The sequence below is a fragment of the Bacillus cereus genome (assembly GCF_002567495.1).
In the GTDB taxonomy this organism is placed as follows: Bacteria; Bacillota; Bacilli; order Bacillales; family Bacillaceae_G; genus Bacillus_A; species Bacillus_A cereus_AQ.
Window position 1 is genome coordinate 1 of the sequence record NZ_NVAP01000082.1, and the last position, 17,428, is coordinate 17,428.

Below are 17,428 nucleotides of genomic sequence, written 5' to 3' on the forward strand. Positions count from 1 at the left end.
TTACAAAGGGTACAGATTAATAATAGTGGATGTTCTTTTACTTAATTACAGCACTTCAATATACCCTTCTGTTCCATGTACCCGAATTCGTTGCCCATCTTTTATTCGTTTTGTAGCATTTTCTACTCCGACGACTGCTGGCAATCCATACTCACGTGCAATAACTGCTCCGTGTGTCATAAGCCCTCCGACTTCTGTTATTAATCCTTTTATAGATACAAACAACGGTGTCCAGCCAGGGTCAGTAAATGCCGTAACTAATATATCTCCATCTTCCAAATTTGCGTCTTCCATATTTAAAATAACGCGCGCTCTCCCCTCAACCACTCCAGAAGAAACCGGCAAACCTGCAATTGCTTCGGCCGGGAGATTTTCTCGTTTGTACTTACCTGTAATGATTTCTCCATCGGACGTGATAACACGCGGGGGTGTTAGTTTTTCATATAAGTTGTAATCATTTTTTTGCTTATGAATAATTTTGTAATCTAGTTTATTCGTGCGGACGACTTCGTGAAGTTCTTCAAAAGTTAGATAATATATATCTTCTATTTCATTAATAACATGATTTTGCACAAGCTTCTCTGCTTCTTTCAGTAATGCCTGCTTATATATGAAATAACGATGAATCATGCCATATTTCGGGTATTCGCGATAACCGATGAAATTGCGGATGTTACGAATCATTCTCTTCGTCTCTTCTACTTTTTGATTACCATCTGGCAAGTGCTGCAATCGCTCTAACAGCTCTTCTTCTTTTTTCAAAGCTTCCTGCAATCCTTCTTCAAACTTCCGTTTACTAGCACCAGCTTCAAAGTCTCTTATATGATTTAATATCATTGGGATAATTGTAGCTGGCTGTTCACTCCAGCGCGTTTTCGTAATGTCGATTTCTCCGCTGCATCTCATCCCATATTTATTTAGAAAAGCATCGATTGCATCTCGAGCTTTCTCCCCACCTTTAAACTGAATTAATTCATCTAAAAAGCTATCATCTTCTACATGCTGTAAATACGCAATAACTTCTGGATACGGCCGAACCACATCTGCCACATCCAATAACGCTAGCCCCATTTCTGACGTAATATTATGTTGTACAGATTGTGAAAGTACATCTGCTGCATTCTTTTCCCCTAGCCATTGCTCCATCTTTTCATTCATCCATGATGAAGCATTCATCCCTGCCATAATGACAGCTATACTTTGCGGGCTAAATAATACTTTCCTTAATTGCTTAATATCTTCCAAAATAAAATCAAGTACATCCACCCCTGATTTCATTTGCATGTTTTGTTTTAACTCTTCTATTGATAATTGACTATTCTTTATTAAATTCGTAACGATTTCCGGATCGTTTTCAGGTTGTGGCTGCGAATTTGCAGGTGGCACACTTTTACTAAGATCCTTTTCTTTTTCATCATCCGGTAACAATTTAATAAAATTCTCTCGCTCAATTACAATCGTTAATGCATCTCGTATGAGCGGATCTGATTTGCCTAAAGTGTTTATTAAATAATCTCTGCTAGCAGGTGAAGCTAGTCTTTGCGTAGCATCAACAAACAGCCGTCCTCCCGCTTTACGCATAGGTGCACTAGTCGTTAACAGGAAAAATGATAGCCCTAGTGGTTTCATCGCATCGGTCATCATTTGTTGGTGACCAACTGATATATACACGTGATTTCCCCCATCATTTACTTCTGGAATTGGATATAAAGTTGTAATTGCCCGACTTTGAACTATATAAAATGTGTCATCAACTACACACCATTCAATATCTTGCGGACAACCAAAATAAGCTTCGATTTGTCTTCCAAGACGTGCTAGTTGTAAAATTTGTTGGTCAGTAAGGGTTTGAGCAAATTGCTGATTAACAGCAATTTGCTTTGTTTCCGTTCCACCTTCTTTCCGTCCATACATAGCGATTTTTTTAGTTGCGATCATCTTATCGACGATTTCGCCCTCTTTTATTTTATAATTATCGGCAGAAACCAATCCAGATACTAGCGCTTCGCCAAGTCCAAAGCTGGCATCGATTGATAACACCTTCCTATTCGAAGTAATCGGATCTGCAGTAAATAAAATCCCTGAAGCTTCAGGGAAAACCATCCTTTGAACGACAACACATATAGAAACTTGATTATGATCAAAATCATTTTGCATTCGGTAAATGACTGCTCGATCTGTAAATAAAGAAGCCCAGCATTTTTTAATATGCTGCAAGATGTCTTCTTTTCCAATAATATTTAAATACGTATCTTGTTGACCTGCAAACGAGGCATACGGTAAATCTTCAGCAGTAGCACTCGAACGCACTGCATACGCATATTCATTTCCAAAACGGGAGAGAGAATGAGCTACTGATTCCACTACATCAACTGGAATTTCCACTGCCATAATGATTTCTCTAATCTTCTTACTAATTTCACCAATTTGATCTCGGTCCTCAATTTTTAGCATTGCTAGTTGATTCAACAAAGTTTGAAACACTTCATTTTTTCCGATGGCTTTTTCATATCCTATCGTTGTAACACAAAAGCCTTCTGGCACTTGTATCCCTTGAATATTTGATAACTCCCCTAAATTCAATCCTTTTCCACCAACGAGAAAAAGCTGCGTTTTTTCTATTTCCTGAAAATCGAGAACGAAAGAACTCATGTAACATCTCTCCTTATTTTGCATGTGTTCTTGATTGTAGCAGTAGTAAATGGGAATAAACAGTCTATTTCGAACGTGATTTACATGATATAATTAAGTTAGGAAGAGATATTTCTTTTTATTTCCCCCTCTAATTCACTTCAATCACTTCACCAAACTTAAACCTTCTTTTATTATGAAAAGCATCCGTACAAGTAATCGTCTCATTTAATGGATTAATATCCACGACTGTTATGTAATTTTTATATAGATAGCCGTCTTTATAATATGTAAGTAAAACCTCTTCTTCACCTAAAAATGAAGTTAATAGTTTGTTTTCAAGCATCGCTTTTGCATCTTGCGTTAAAATTGGACGCGGGACTTTCGTTTGCTCATATATCATTTCTTTAATAATTACAAACTGCTCTGGCATATTGGCAAACGGTTGCCACTTTACCATACCTCTTCCTTTTGGCATATTAGCATTCTTCACGATTTGTGCCCTCCTAATAATGTATTTCTATATCTTGCTGTTGCGACGCTTGTGTAAGAAATACCTCGTAAAATACTGTTCTTACCAAATCGTGTTCGAATTTCGTCCATAACTTTCGTTAATCGTATTTCTTTTTCTCTTTGTATAATGTTATCGAAAAGCGAAATTTGCTCTTCTCCTTCATTAATAAGGTTTGTTAACGAAACACTTACTGATCGAATCGGTTCCCCTGTATGGCGCTCATATAAAAAATATGTACAAACATTATAAATATCCATCGTTAAGTTTGTTGCTCTATTTAACGTATGTGCCTTTTTTATTCCCCCTCCATATTCCTTGCTATATCCAACTGAAAAATGGATTGTTTGCGCACATTTCTTTTCTCGTCTCAACCTATAACAAACCTCTTCTATATGCTCTAATAAAATAACTATGAACTCTTCTACCGAATAATCACGCAATAATATTTGGCTTTTCGCTATAGATGTTGTCGCTGGAACATATTTCTCTGCTATTCTACTGAAATCAATCCCGTTACTATGCAAATGTAATTCTTCCCCTATTACACCAAATGATTGTTTTAAATACTTCAATGGGTACTGCGCTAAATTCCCAATCGTATGTATACCTTTTCGATTTAATTTTATTTCCGTTTTATACGATATACCCCAAAATTTACTGAGCGGTCTAATGCTCCATAACTTCTCGGGTATATCGTCATACGTCCAGTGCGCTATTCCATCCCTATTCTTTTTCGCTTCCACATCCATCGCTACTTTACTCAACAATAAATTAGGCCCTATACCAATCGTACTTTCAATCCGTGTACGTTCATATATTTCTCGTTTGAACTTTAATGCGAATTCGCGTGGATTACTCGCAAACAAATGAATACTTGCAGTCATATCCATAAAAAATTCATCGATACTATATTGATGAAAATCTTCCGGCGCAACATACTGTAAAGCTAAACCTGTTATGAAAGTTGAGCACTTCATATACGTATGCATAATTGGATTCACAATAAGAATATCTGGCCGCTTCGGTATTTCGTACAACCTTGCCATTTTCTTAATTCCTAACACTTTTAATGGCGGTGTTGCTGCTAAGACGATCGACCCACTCCGGTTTACATCTCCTACGACAGCCAATTTTGTATATCGTGGATCAAGTCCCTTTTTAATACATGATACGCTTGCATAAAAGCTACGAAGATCTACACATAAAATAATACGATTCGGTAAAAGAGAATAATCATACAAGGTTATCACCCCCAACTAAAGGAACGTTTGTTCTTATTATATACGAACTAACGTTCTTTTTAAAGGTATTTCTATGAAAATTTTGGTTAAAATAACCGTACTTTTACATTTTTAAGAAACCTTAAGCGATTGTCCTTACTATTCAAATGCTAATGCTTATCTCACCATTAACATTGCGCAGCACATATTTAGCCCTAAAAATCTAATTAAAATGTCTCCTACAATAAGAACTGTTAAAGATGAGTAAAAAATAAGTAATAGAAAATTGTCTGATATAGACTAGAAGAATTTGTATCAAATGAAAAATCACTATACATATCGGACATTAAGACATAAAAAGGAGTGAGCTAAAATACAGCTCACTCCTTTTTTACTAGTTACATATATAGATTTCACTTAACTGAACAGTGTTTATAAAAGTGTTTTAACTTTTCTTTATTAAAGACCAAGCATAGGAAGATGCTTTCGAGTATGATAAGTGAGCGCCACTACAATACACTGTTTTAATTCCTCTACTGGGATTTTATCATTTACAGCAAATACAATCGCACGATTGCCTTCATAGTTAAATAAATCTCTATAAGCCTCTTTAAATGTATCAACTAGTCTTGTTTGACAATTAAAATACATGGCATATTGGTCTGGGATTGAGTGTTTCCATCCTATTCTAATTGTACTCCCTTTTTTTGTGATATAACTGGGTTCTCCCCATTTTAACGTTTCATCCACATTATCAATACCTTCTGTCTCTATTGCCGTATCCAAAATTAATTGGCGAAGAATCAAAATTCTCGACTGAATGTGTTTAGGATACTGCTCAAATACTCTCTCTACTTTTGTATTTTCAATTACATTCACATTGTTCATTCCTTTTTTAATAGCAAACTAGTCAACTAATATTTTGAGGTACCCCATTTTACAGATTCATTGTTTTAACAAACTACTATAGACAATTCAAGTTGTCCGATACAACATGTAAGCTATTTCACTGAAATATAAATTTCTGCTTGACCATCCTCTGGATTAATACCATTGACATAATATTCGAAGTCACCTGTGAATGCCCGGTTATTACCTGGCTGTTGCGACCATTGCCAAATATCAGCCCAAGTACGCTGTACCATCTCTATTATCGGTCCCTTTTCTGTAACGAATACAGCATATTTTGCAGTAGGTACAGTAAATGCTTTTATCATATTTAGGTTTTGAAGATTTAAGGTTTCCTGTCTCTGTACGCTAGCCATTACTTCATAAAGTCCTGCCTCTTCCTGTTCATAGTTAAAATAACAACTATAAAAACCATCCTCTTGTATATTAACCCCTAGCTTTTCACCAATATTTTGAGAATGAAATTGTTCGAATAACTTACCAATTTTACCATCTTTGCTTAGTTCAGCTTTATTTGATGTAACAGTACTAATCCCAACTAACATAAATGATGGTATTTCCTCAATTCGGTTAGGTTCAATTCGTTTTTCATTTGTTTTATCGTTAGACGATACACGTTCCCATTCAGTCATGCTTTTCTGTTCATTTCGTTTCATCTTTAATCATTCTCCTTATTTATAGAATGCTATCAGTATAAAACAATAAACCTGACAACTGACTGTCAGGTTACTTTGCCCGATCTATAAATTTTCGCTATTTTTTCCGCACGATTAGCAATGATTCCCCGTAAATGTTTGGGCTCAAGTACCTCTACATGATGGCCTAAGCTAAGAATAAAACTATAGAGCCATTCATTTTCAGGATATGCCTTTTTTATTAGCCAACCGCCATCCTCAACTGGTAAAAGTGCTTCAATGCCAAACCATTCTTCTGCCAAATGGCGAGCTTCATCTTTGAAACGTAAGACAACTTCTGGTACATTGGATGGCTTAGATTGACTCTCGCTTTTGAGATGTTCCTGAGTAGTAGCATCCCGACGAATGAAGGTTTTTTCACGGTTTATCACAAGCTCTTTCATTCTTTTTAGTTTAAAAAGGCGGAACGCTTCTTTCTCTATGCAATAAGCTTGTAGATACCATTCTCTTCCTTTGAGAATAAGCACATGTGGCTCTACTATTCGCTTGGAAACTTCACCCTCCGCATTCGAATAGGTAAAGTTTACCAATACACAACTATCTAATGCTTCGTCTAATAGTTTTAGTTTCGGCCGAAGGTGCTCAATACCATCCCAAGGAGAATAATCGATTAGTACGCGGTTTGTTTTATTTTGAAATTCTTCTTCATATGATGGCAATATAATACTATGTATTTTTTCTACTAGACGTTGGTGTTGCTCTCTATCATATGAAGTGGAGATACTACGGAGAGCGGTAACGATAGCAGCAAGCTCATCATTTGTTAGGATATTTCGATCCAGACGGTAACCTTCTGACAAACCAATGCCACCATTTATTCCTTGATAAGTGACAATTGGAATGCCAGCTGCATTGATTGCGTCAATATCCCGGTATATCGTCCGAATAGATACCTCAAACCGATCCGCCAACTCCTTAGCCTGCACCATACGACGGTTCAGCAGTAGAATAATGATGGATAAGAGCCTTTCCAATTTCAAAATATATAACCTCCATTTCGCTGGATAAATAAGAAAATATTTGTTCAAAATAGACTCTTCGTTTTTGTATACAGACTGTTTTTTATAAAGAAGTTTAATTACTTTTAATATCTCAATTACACTAAAGCATTCTATTCAAAACTTCTTACCTTTATTTCAAATTCATTACTGAATCAACTTCTTATTTAATAAATCTTTGTATTATCATCTATATTTTCAATCTTAATAAATTCAAACTCTGCTTCATACCCATCTCCTTGTGGACTACAAGCATAAATGCCAACTTTCATACAATCTTTTCCCTCAAAAAGATGAGCCATTCTTATTTGTTTCCATACTGTCCCGTCTAATGAATAATCAACATAATAATTATTCCCCCTTCTTGTTATGCGATGATAAAGAGAATTTAAATCCCCTAAAAACTCCTGACTAGACCAGTCAGAATATCCATTCTTTGTTACAACAACACCTAGTTTACTATTGTCATCAGGTATATACTCAACAGACGTCTTTAACCAAGTATCTTTTGAAAATCGAACCATTAAACCCGCTTGATCATATCTATTTGCTGGTTTAGATTTTACTTTCGTAATCAATCTAAAGTCTCCATTTAGTTCATAGTATAAAAAATGACCGTTATCAGTTTGAAATTCATAGTGTGTTTTTTGCCAGAAATCTGTCTCTTTATCCGGTTTGATTATTAACTTCGATTTATTACTATTAACCTCCCAAACTGTAGGTGAAGAAAACCATTTTAAACTTTTATCAAATTCCGCATTATTAAATTCCTCTATTAATCTATAATGATTGTTCATTAAAAATATCTCCTTGCCTTTTATAATTTATTATGGAAAAATACTCACACAGTAAAATCATTTAATTTTGATATATACTCATCTAAAAAAGCTTCCTCAATCTTCATCCAATTAAATAATTTTTTCATCCTTAAAATTTTTTCTCAAATCAATGTCTTTCTTATTTTATAATTTCTATTCCTTTCATATATGGACGCAATACCTCCGGGATTATAACTGAACCGTCTTCTTGTTGGTAATTCTCTAAAATAGCCGCTACTGTACGACCTATAGCTAATCCAGAACCATTTAATGTGTGCACCAATTCCGGTTTTGCACCTTGTGTACGACGAAAACGTATACTTGCACGACGCGCCTGGAAATCTTCACAGTTTGAGCAAGAAGAAATTTCACGATATATTCCATAACTTGGTAACCAAACTTCAATGTCATATGTTTTTGCAGCTGGAAATGCCATATCAGCAGTACATAATACAATCACCCGATAAGGTAATTGTAACAATTGCAGTACCTTTTCCGCATTTGCTGTTAATTTTTCTAACTCATCGTATGAATCTTCAGGTTTTGTATATTTAACCATTTCAACTTTACTAAATTGGTGCTGACGAATTAACCCTCTCGTATCGCGTCCTGCACTACCGGCTTCAGAACGGAAACATGGAGTATGTGCTGTAAAATTAATAGGTAAATCTTCACCATTTAAAATTTCATCACGATAATAGTTTGCTAACGGTACTTCTGCCGTTGGAATTAAAGAGTAATCTGTGTCCTCTAATGTGAATACATCTTCTTTAAATTTCGGGAATTGTCCCGTCCCTAATAAACTATCGCTATTTACGATAAATGGTGGAATCACTTCTGTATACCCATGTTCTTCAACATGTAAATCTAACATAAAGTTAGCTACCGCTCGCTCCAAACGTGCTCCCAACCCATTGTAATAGACGAAACGGCTTCCCGTTACTTTTGCTGCACGCTCAAAATCTAGTAATCCTAATCTTTCAGCAACTTCCCAATGTGGTTTTGCTTCAAATGAAAATTCATCTATTTCTCCCCATTTGCGTATTTCGACATTATCATCTTCTGATGCCCCAACAGGTACTGTCTCATTAGGTAGATTTGGTAAGGCTAGCAGTATTGTATTTAACTCTTCTTCTACATAACGTAACTCATCATCTAACGTTTTAATATTTTCTCCTACTTCACGCATTTCATTAATAAGTTCATTAGCATCTTGTTTTTCACGCTTTAAATTCGCAATACGTTCAGATACTTCATTACGTTTATTTTTTAACTCTTCTATCCCCACTAGCAGCTCACGACGCTTTTGATCTAATTCCTCGAATTTATCTAGTTCCAAAAACTCTCCACCACGATAAAGTAATTTCCCCCTTACTTCTTCCAAATTTTTACGTAATACTTTTACATCTAACATATTTCATCTCTCCCTTAATTAAGTAACTAATCTTTTTAAAACTAGGACTTTAACTAGATAAAATACAAAAAACTCCCGTCCCTATAAAAGGGACGAGAGTTACCCCGCGTTGCCACCCTAGTTGAAAGCGCAAAAATATACGCCCTCCACTTAAATTATTAACGGCTTTTAGCCGGAAACGATTACTAACTTCACATTGAAGTGTTCCACATTTCGCTCAAGGACGGATTCACAAGTTCTTTCTATCGGTTTACACCACCCACCGACTCTCTAAAAGAAAAAATACTTGTTACTATTTCCTTTCATCGCTTTCAAACAATATACATTTTAATTATCATCACTTTACAATAATTCTGTGTATTTATCAAGGAATGTTTTTAAAAATAAAATATATTCATAATTAATTTATAAACTTATATTTTTCGACATATGACAAAAGGAAGTCATAATTTATCTAGAAAAGGTATGAATTCCCCCTATACGTTCAATATCGCATTCCTTATTAACTAAAAAGTAAAGATTTTTTATTTCCTTCAGTTTTATTATCTATCATTCATATATTCTTCTAAAGTTAGTTTTTCCTTGTATATTTTTTCAGCACCATCCCCTACATAGCAAATGTACCAAGGTTCATACGCATAACCAGTTACATTCTCTTTTTCCTTTGGATAACGAATGATATACCCTGCACGATGCGCATTTTCTTTCAGCCATCTCCCTTCCTTCGTCTTAGCACATGATAGCTCTAATTCATTATTTGCACTTTTAACATCCATCGTTAAGCCTGTTTGATGTTTGCTATGTCCCGTTTTTTCAAAAAAAGACTCCCTGTACGTTCAGGATATCAACTTTTGTTTACTTCACTTTTTTTCGACACTCTGCATCTAGACGGTATATCCATTGACCACGGTAAGATTTATTTCAAATCCACAAAAAATAGATTACCTGCACAATAAAAAATATAGTGGACAGGTAATCTAGATGTTTTTGAGATTAATAAAAAATTAGTTTATTTTTTGAATCCTTCCATCAATAATAGGCTGAATTGGTTCTTTTGCTTGTTTTATATAATCTACTAATGCTTCAAAGTCAGTTGGTCCTGTTTCAGCATCTTTACCGTTTTTAAAGGACACAAATCCATCTCCACCTGAAGCTAGAAATGCGTTCGCAACGACGCTGTAAGTTTTAGAAGGAATAATTTCTTCTCCATTTGTTAGGCGAATACTTGTTACTTTTTCTCCATTAGGTTTGTTTGCATCCCAAGTGTATTGGATCCCTGAAATTTGAAGCATTCTTGTTATGTCTTTTTGCCATTGTTGATTTAAAATATCACGAATGTCTTGACCCGTTAAATTTACTTTTATTAATTGATTTCCGAATGGTTGAATACCATATATCTCTCCCCATGTAATATCACCAGCATCTAAGTCATTACGAATACCACCAGGATTCATAAGTGCAATTTGGGATTGCATTGTTGTACGCTGGGCATCAGCAACTAAATTTCCAAGAGTAGATTCACCAGCCGTATTTAGTTTGCGATCTAGTGGGGCAATAGACTTACCTACAACTTCATTGACAAGAGGTGCGATTTTTGCTTGATATTTCTCCATCTTCTTCTTTATTTTTTTATCAGGCTCCATGCCTTCATGGTAAGTTGTAACAATTTCTGCCTTTTTCTCAACAATATCTTGTGTTTTACGATCAATCTTTACATCAACATCAGCAAATGCCATACCATAAGAATTTGCTTGTACGACAAGTTTATTATTGACAGTTCCATTTACATAGGTGTGGCTATGCCCACCAAAAATAACATCGACTTCTGGATCAGTCTGATTTGCTAATCGGACGATATCACCATTTGTTACGCCGTTCCCATCTGTTGTACCTCCGTTATGCGCAAGAACAACGATAGATTTAACTCCTAATTTTTTTAATTGCTTTACGGATTTGTTAATGGCTTCAACTTCATCTGTAATTTCAACATTCTTTAGCATAGTAGGCATAACAAGGTTAGGAACATCCGTTGTTACGACTCCGATAAATCCAACAGGAACTCCTTGTACCTTTTTTATAGTGAATGGTGGTAAAAATAAACGACCCGTGGATTTATTATAGAAATTTGCGGCAACATATGGGAATTTTGCTCCTTTAAAATTTCCTGTTTTCTCATGGTATCCACCATAAATAAGGCGGTTCATTTCCTCAACACCTTCATCAAATTCATGATTCCCTATGGTTCCAACATCGAATTTCAAATCATTTAGAAATTCAATCGTAGGTTCGTCTTGTAATAATGCTGAAACAGGAGTACTTGCTCCAACAACATCGCCAGCATGTACCTTTAATGTATTCGGATTTTGTTTTTCACGATCACGTAAATAAGCCCCTAAGTACTCGATTCCCCCTGCATCTTTATTGTTAATTTTTTTTACAGTGTCTAGTTGCCCATGAAAATCGTTAATACCGAGCATTTGTACATCTATGTAGCGGTTTGGTTCTGTACTTGCTTGGGCTGAAGGCGCAGCAAATACACTAGTAAAAGTAACTGTACTTAATGCTAAAGCAACTGGAATGATTTTTTTCAACATAAAATTTCTCTCCCCTAATTAAAATCTGACATAATACGATGTTATTTTAATATATTAAGAGAATTATTTCCATAAAAATTCTACCAATTATAAAAATTAATAAGATTTTATTGTTTTCTGACAATATATTTCTTCCTCAAAAAATGTGTATCTTTGTTTTGAGGATTATTCAAAATATTATCTTGATAGTAATATAACAATACTTCTAAGAAATCTAAAAAACTCTAATCAATACATTTTAGCTGTTAAGAAGAATATTCAATCCAAAACTAATAAAGATTTATCAACCTAACATCTCAATATCACCATTTAAAAAGATGCTCCTGGATTTATCCAAGAGCATCTTTTATAAAACTTTATTTTTTACTTGTTTATCAACTATCTTATGATATTTAGTACCTCTCATATTTTTAAATAAAATTACTTTAGTAATCGTATGAAAGGCTACCTAATCGTTTTTACAGTACCTCTAAGTATATTCTATTGTGCTTACGTCTAATTAATAAGGATCTGATTCATGACTTTTCTTCACTGCATCTTTTGTTGCTTCGTTTGCAGCTAATGAACCTTGGCCATATTTTGATTTACTTACTTCGCGGCCTGGAAGTTTATTTTCCGTTTTAGCTTCTTTCATTTTCTTTTCAATACCTTCTTTAACACGACGGCCATAATCCTCATCAGCTTGTGTGAAGTGTTCAATCATCGCATGCTGAATTCTTTTGTCACATACTGCAAGTGCTTCGGATAGATTTTTAACCAACTCATTTCGTTCCCACTCCTCAAAACTACGATATGTGTGACCTGCTTGACCATAATTATTAGGACGATCAATTGGTGCGCTCATAGCAGCCGCATTGTAAGTTGGTTGGTGTGGATGATGCTTTTCTTGTTTTGCATCTTTATAACCACCCAGCATAGATGGCTCATAGTTAATATGCGGATTTTCTCCAGACTCTTTCGGATTACGCATATCCATTTGACCACGATGTTGATTTGTACGAACAGGCGCTTTAGGTGCATTTACAGGTAATTGCAGATAGTTTGCACCAACGCGATAACGTTGAGTATCTGAATAAGAGAAAGTACGACCTTGTAGCATTTTATCATCTGAGAAGTCCATGCCATCAACAAGTACTCCTGTACCAAAAGCAGCTTGTTCAATCTCTGAATGGTAATCAACTGGATTACGATCAAGAACCATACGTCCTACCGGTAACCAGGGGAACTGCTCCTCTGGCCAAAGCTTCGTATCATCAAGAGGATCAAAATCGAGTTCTGGATGATAACCATCCTCCATAATTTGTACAAATAGCTCCCACTCTGGATAATCTTTGCGCTCAATTGCTTCATATAAATCCTGTGTTGCATGACTAACATTCATTGCTTGAATACTGTTTGCATCTTCTTGTGTTAAATTTCGAATTCCCTGCTTCGGCTCCCAGTGATATTTTACCAATACAGCTTCGCCTTTTTCATTTACCCATTTATAAGTGTTCACACCAGATCCCTGCATATGGCGATATGTTGCTGGAATACCCCATGGAGAAAATAAAAATGTAATCATATGTGTTGCCTCTGGGGTACGAGAAACAAAGTCAAACATCCGCTGAGGATTCGACACATTTGAAACTGGATCAACCTTAAATGCGTGAATCATATCTGGGAACTTCATCGCATCACGAATAAAGAAAATCTTCAAATTGTTACCTACTAAATCCCAGTTACCGTCTTCCGTATACATTTTCACTGCAAAACCTCGTGGATCCCTTGCTGTTTCTGGTGAGTCCTTGGCTCCAGCTACTGTAGAAAAACGAACCATTAACGGTGTTTTTTTACCAGCCCCTGAAAATACTTTCGCACGAGTATATTTTTCTGCCGGCTCATCTCCAACTGTTCCATAGGTTTCAAAATACCCAAATGCTCCAGCTCCTCGCGCATGTACTACACGTTCCGGAACCTCTTCTCGATCAAAATGAGAAATTTTTTCGATGAAATGATAATTTTCAAGTGTTGCTGGACCACGATTCCCAATTGTTCGGATGTTTTGATTATCCTTCACAGGGTGCCCCTGTCGTGTTGTCAATGTCTCACGTTTCACATCTTGTTCATCTAGAGAATTCATGTCCTGGTTTTCTGCCATAATTGAAAACCTCCTCAAAATTATTCATCTTTAGGTATTTCCATTTATTAGAAAAAATATGATAGAATTGCAACTTATTTATAATTTATCAATTATATAGTTGTAATCAGTCCCTTAAAAATAATAGGAGTGCTTCATTAAATTCTTTTGCATGAGTTGCGTTTAATCCATGAGGACCACCCTGTATTAAAACGAGTTTACTACCAGGAATAGAATCATATGTACGTTTTCCACTTAATTCAAAAGGTACAGTTGCATCAGAGTCACCGTGAATAATAAGAGTAGGTATATTAAACTTCTCCAAGTCTTTTCTAAAATCTGTCTTACTAAAGGCCGTAATACAATCAAGCGTTCCTTTAGGTGATGCACTGGCTGCAATATCCCAATTATATAAACGGAATGGCTCACTAACTAAATCTGTTCGATTACCAGCCGCGAAAAATCCCTTAGTAAATTCATCAAGAAATGCAAGGCGGTCATTTATCACACCACTTTTGAATGCTTCAATTGCAGCATCATCTAATGCGCCTTCAGGATGATCTTCTGATTTGTATAAATAAGGAGGAACTGCTCCAGCAAAAACAGCCTTTTCAATACGAGTTGTTCCATACGTACTAATGTACCGAGCTACTTCGCCTCCACCCATAGAAAAACCAACAAGTGTGACATTTTGAAGCTCTAAATGTTCTAATAGTTGATGTAAATCAGAAGCAAAGGTATCATATTCATACCCTTCCCACGGCTGAGATGATTTTCCAAATCCTCGACGATCATATGTGATAACTCTGTATCCAGCCTCAACAAGAGCGGGAACTTGGTATTCCCAAGATCGACCACTTAACGGCCAACCATGAATTAGTACAACTGGTTTTCCTATGCCATGATCCTCATAATATATCTCAATTGGTGCTTGATTCTCGGTTCCTACAGTAATTTTTGCCATGCTTCTACCTCCAAAAAATATTCTAATATATATTCTTTTCTTCCATAATCCGGATGAATCTCATAACCTATTTATGCACGTTTATGTTGTGAACTCTAAGTATGAAACTCTATTATTCCAATACATTCATTTTCTCCTTTTGGAACAATTCCCCCTCTAGTACCCTTTTCATCATGAAATAATTGCTGAACATTCCTCATACTCAATTGTAATAACAAAAATAGGTGACTATCAATATTGTTCTATCTATAGAATGTATAGGTAAAACCAATCAATTTTATGGTGAAAATAACTATAGTTACGACCTATACAAATCATAGATAATTTAGAATTGATTAACGAATCGGTTTTCAAATACTATAAATTGTATAGCGCTTCATGTTCTGTGAATGCTGCTATAACTAATATTATTAGCTTAGTTATAAGCGAATCGTAACAAACGAAGAAACTTATGATAGTATTCGACTATTTAAACTTTCTTCGATTACTTAATTTTTAGGAGGAATACATAATGACTGATCTCTATTCTCGTATTAACAAAGATGATGCCGTCGTGCTTTTAGTAGATCATCAAACTGGTCTTATGGCCGGACTAGTACGTGACTATGGTGTTGATGAATTCAAGAACAATATTTTAGCTCTTGCTCACACTGCTAAGTTTTTTGATTTACCAGTTATTTTAACAACAAGTTTTGAAAACGGACCTAACGGACCTTTAATGCAAGAATTGGTTGATCTCTTTCCTCATGCACCAAAAATAGCTCGACCTGGACAAATTAACGCATGGGATAATGATGAATTTGTAAAAGCAATTGAAGAAACTGGAAAAAAACAACTTATCATCGCGGGCGTAGTTACGGACGTTTGTGTTGCTTTCCCGGCACTTTCCGCTATAAAAGCTGGATATGAAGTATTTGCTGTTACTGATGCTTCAGGAACTTTCAATAAACAAGTTGCAGATGCTGCCAATACTCGCATGGCACATAGTGGCGTGCAACTTATGAACTGGTTTAGCGTAGCTTGCGAATTACAACGTGATTGGCGCAACGATGTCGAAGGTTTTGGCAATTTGCTTGCTAGTAATCTTCCAGGCTATCAAAATATAATTGGAAGCTATAGGGGAGCTCAGCGAGATCTTAGTAAACAAAATGCATAAATGTATTTCAAAGAAATAGCTTTAAATCACTTTCAAAAAAATGGATAGTATACATTTAGTGCTGATTAAATCAGCACTCTCTTTTTAATTAACAGAAAACACATTATTTTCAATACTATTAATTTTAAACAATTAAAAAAGGAGCGTTTTATTATGAGTAATTTAGAATTGTTAAATCCGGAGAACAGTGCATTAATTTTGATTGATTTTCAGCCTCAAATGACTTTTGGAGTTGCAAGTATTGATAGACAAACATTGATTAATAACGTTATGTTGCTTGCTAAATCAGCAAAAACTTTTAACGTACCTACTATTCTTACTACAGTTGAAACACGCAGCTTTTCTGGTTATTTTTGGCCACAAATTCTTGACATATTCCCAAACCATGAAATTATAGAACGTAGTTCAATGAACTCTTGGGAAGATCCAAAATTTGTTGAGGCAGTTAAAGCAACAGGTAGAAAGAAATTAATATTTGCAGCACTTTGGACTGAAGTTTGCCTTGCATTCCCAGTGCTTGAAGCAATTAAAGCTGGCTATGAAGTTTATGCAGTTGATGATGCTTCAGGTGGTACTAGTTTGACAGCACATAACGCTGCTATGCGTCGTGTAGAACAAGCTGGTGCAATTCCAGTGACAGCAATTCAAGTTTTACTTGAATACCAACGTGACTGGGCACGCAAAGACACTTATGATGCTGTAATGGACATTGTAAAAGAACACACTGGTGCTTATGGTCAAGGAGTAGAATACGCATATACTATGGTGCATGGCGCGCTTCCAAGCAGGAAAATATGAAACAAGAAGGAGTAGCTGTCGGAGAGACTCATACAGAGAACACGATGGATGCTGGCACTCTAGTAACAACGATTGTTACATGGAAAATTCAAGAAGGTAGAGAAAAACAGTTTGAAACATGGAGACATGAAATCGAGGCGGCCGCTACTAAATTCCCTGGGCATTTAGGCGTAAACCTAATAGTCCCAAATAACGAATCCAGAGAGTATACTGTTATTTTCCGCTTTGATACATATGAGCATCTACGTGCTTGGCAAGAATCAGATGTTCGCCGGGATTTATTAAAAACGGCCGAGCAATTTCAAGCTACTAATCCAACTTACAAAACTGAAAGCAGTTTGGCTTATTGGTTTGTTACTCCGAAAACGCCAGTTCCACCGCCAAAATGGAAAATGTCTATTGTTACCCTTCTGGGTGTATGGCCTCTTAGCATGTTAGTTCCTAAAGTGATAGGCCCTATTATAAAACATATGAATCCTATTATGTCAGCTTTTTTTGTTTCTGTATGTATAGTGTCCTTGCTATCATGGGTAGTCATGCCGATTTTCGGTAAATTATTTCATCCATGGTTACAAAATAATAGAAAGTAGACGAGGTG

The 17,428-nt window shown here is 35.7% G+C and carries 14 protein-coding genes, 1 pseudogene and 1 other annotated feature; of the genes and pseudogenes, 3 read left to right on the forward strand and 12 right to left on the reverse strand.

Annotation, left to right across the window (positions count from 1 at the left end; genetic code table 11):
• Positions 1 to 45: 45 nt before the first annotated feature.
• The 12 genes and pseudogenes from ppsA to COK05_RS29480 form a co-directional block, all read right to left on the reverse strand.
• Positions 46 to 2,652: a phosphoenolpyruvate synthase gene (gene ppsA, locus COK05_RS29425; protein WP_098615336.1), complete on the reverse strand. Its 2,607-nt coding sequence runs from the start codon at positions 2,650 to 2,652 to the stop codon at positions 46 to 48.
• Between the two features lie 130 nt (positions 2,653 to 2,782).
• Positions 2,783 to 3,124, reverse strand: a complete 342-nt coding sequence (locus COK05_RS29430) for a YolD-like family protein (RefSeq protein ID WP_098615337.1) — start codon at positions 3,122 to 3,124, stop codon at positions 2,783 to 2,785.
• A complete protein-coding gene (locus tag COK05_RS29435) occupies positions 3,121 to 4,386 on the reverse strand; it encodes a Y-family DNA polymerase (RefSeq protein WP_098615338.1) in 1,266 nt (421 codons plus the stop codon). The genes COK05_RS29430 and COK05_RS29435 overlap by 4 nt, the downstream gene beginning before the upstream one ends.
• Before the next feature lie 438 nt (positions 4,387 to 4,824).
• Complete coding sequence (locus COK05_RS29440; RefSeq protein ID WP_218010111.1) at positions 4,825 to 5,244, reverse strand: DUF1801 domain-containing protein; 420 nt, start codon at positions 5,242 to 5,244, stop codon at positions 4,825 to 4,827.
• A 122-nt stretch (positions 5,245 to 5,366) separates the two neighbouring features.
• Positions 5,367 to 5,930, reverse strand: a complete 564-nt coding sequence (locus COK05_RS29445; RefSeq protein ID WP_098615340.1) for a GyrI-like domain-containing protein — start codon at positions 5,928 to 5,930, stop codon at positions 5,367 to 5,369.
• Positions 5,931 to 5,995: 65 nt separating this feature from the next.
• The gene (locus COK05_RS29450; RefSeq protein ID WP_098615341.1) at positions 5,996 to 6,949 is read right to left on the reverse strand and encodes a helix-turn-helix transcriptional regulator; all 954 of its coding nucleotides are present in this window, start codon (positions 6,947 to 6,949) and stop codon (positions 5,996 to 5,998) included.
• A 185-nt stretch (positions 6,950 to 7,134) separates the two neighbouring features.
• On the reverse strand, positions 7,135 to 7,764 hold the full coding sequence (locus COK05_RS29455) for a DUF1349 domain-containing protein (RefSeq protein ID WP_098615342.1): 630 nt from the start codon (positions 7,762 to 7,764) through the stop codon (positions 7,135 to 7,137).
• Positions 7,765 to 7,924: 160 nt separating this feature from the next.
• Positions 7,925 to 9,199, reverse strand: coding sequence for a serine--tRNA ligase (gene serS / locus COK05_RS29460; RefSeq protein WP_098615343.1), 1,275 nt, complete (start codon positions 9,197 to 9,199; stop codon positions 7,925 to 7,927).
• A gap of 85 nt (positions 9,200 to 9,284) precedes the next feature.
• Positions 9,285 to 9,514 (reverse strand) — a binding site (T-box leader).
• Between the two features lie 227 nt (positions 9,515 to 9,741).
• Positions 9,742 to 10,014 (reverse strand): annotated as a pseudogene (locus tag COK05_RS29465) (M15 family metallopeptidase); the annotation flags it as partial.
• A gap of 189 nt (positions 10,015 to 10,203) precedes the next feature.
• Complete coding sequence (locus tag COK05_RS29470; RefSeq protein WP_098615345.1) at positions 10,204 to 11,793, reverse strand: bifunctional metallophosphatase/5'-nucleotidase; 1,590 nt, start codon at positions 11,791 to 11,793, stop codon at positions 10,204 to 10,206.
• Between the two features lie 499 nt (positions 11,794 to 12,292).
• Positions 12,293 to 13,933, reverse strand: a complete 1,641-nt coding sequence (locus COK05_RS29475) for a catalase (RefSeq protein WP_098615346.1) — start codon at positions 13,931 to 13,933, stop codon at positions 12,293 to 12,295.
• A 106-nt stretch (positions 13,934 to 14,039) separates the two neighbouring features.
• Positions 14,040 to 14,876 carry an alpha/beta fold hydrolase gene (locus COK05_RS29480; protein WP_098615347.1) on the reverse strand — a complete coding sequence of 279 codons (837 nt, stop codon included), beginning with the start codon at positions 14,874 to 14,876 and terminating at the stop codon, positions 14,040 to 14,042.
• 511 nt (positions 14,877 to 15,387) lie between these two features.
• On the opposite strand from COK05_RS29480, the gene ycaC reads away from it, so the two are divergent.
• The 3 genes from ycaC to COK05_RS29495 all read left to right on the forward strand — a co-directional run bounded on the left by ycaC (position 15,388) and on the right by COK05_RS29495 (position 17,420).
• Positions 15,388 to 16,032 (forward strand): isochorismate family cysteine hydrolase YcaC, encoded by a 645-nt coding sequence (ycaC, locus tag COK05_RS29485; protein ID WP_098615348.1) that lies wholly within the window; start codon positions 15,388 to 15,390, stop codon positions 16,030 to 16,032.
• Between the two features lie 153 nt (positions 16,033 to 16,185).
• On the forward strand, positions 16,186 to 16,830 hold the full coding sequence (locus tag COK05_RS29490; RefSeq protein ID WP_098615349.1) for a hydrolase: 645 nt from the start codon (positions 16,186 to 16,188) through the stop codon (positions 16,828 to 16,830).
• On the forward strand, positions 16,827 to 17,420 hold the full coding sequence (locus COK05_RS29495) for an antibiotic biosynthesis monooxygenase (protein ID WP_098615350.1): 594 nt from the start codon (positions 16,827 to 16,829) through the stop codon (positions 17,418 to 17,420). Before COK05_RS29490 ends, COK05_RS29495 begins: the two co-directional genes overlap by 4 nt.
• Positions 17,421 to 17,428: the final 8 nt, after the last annotated feature.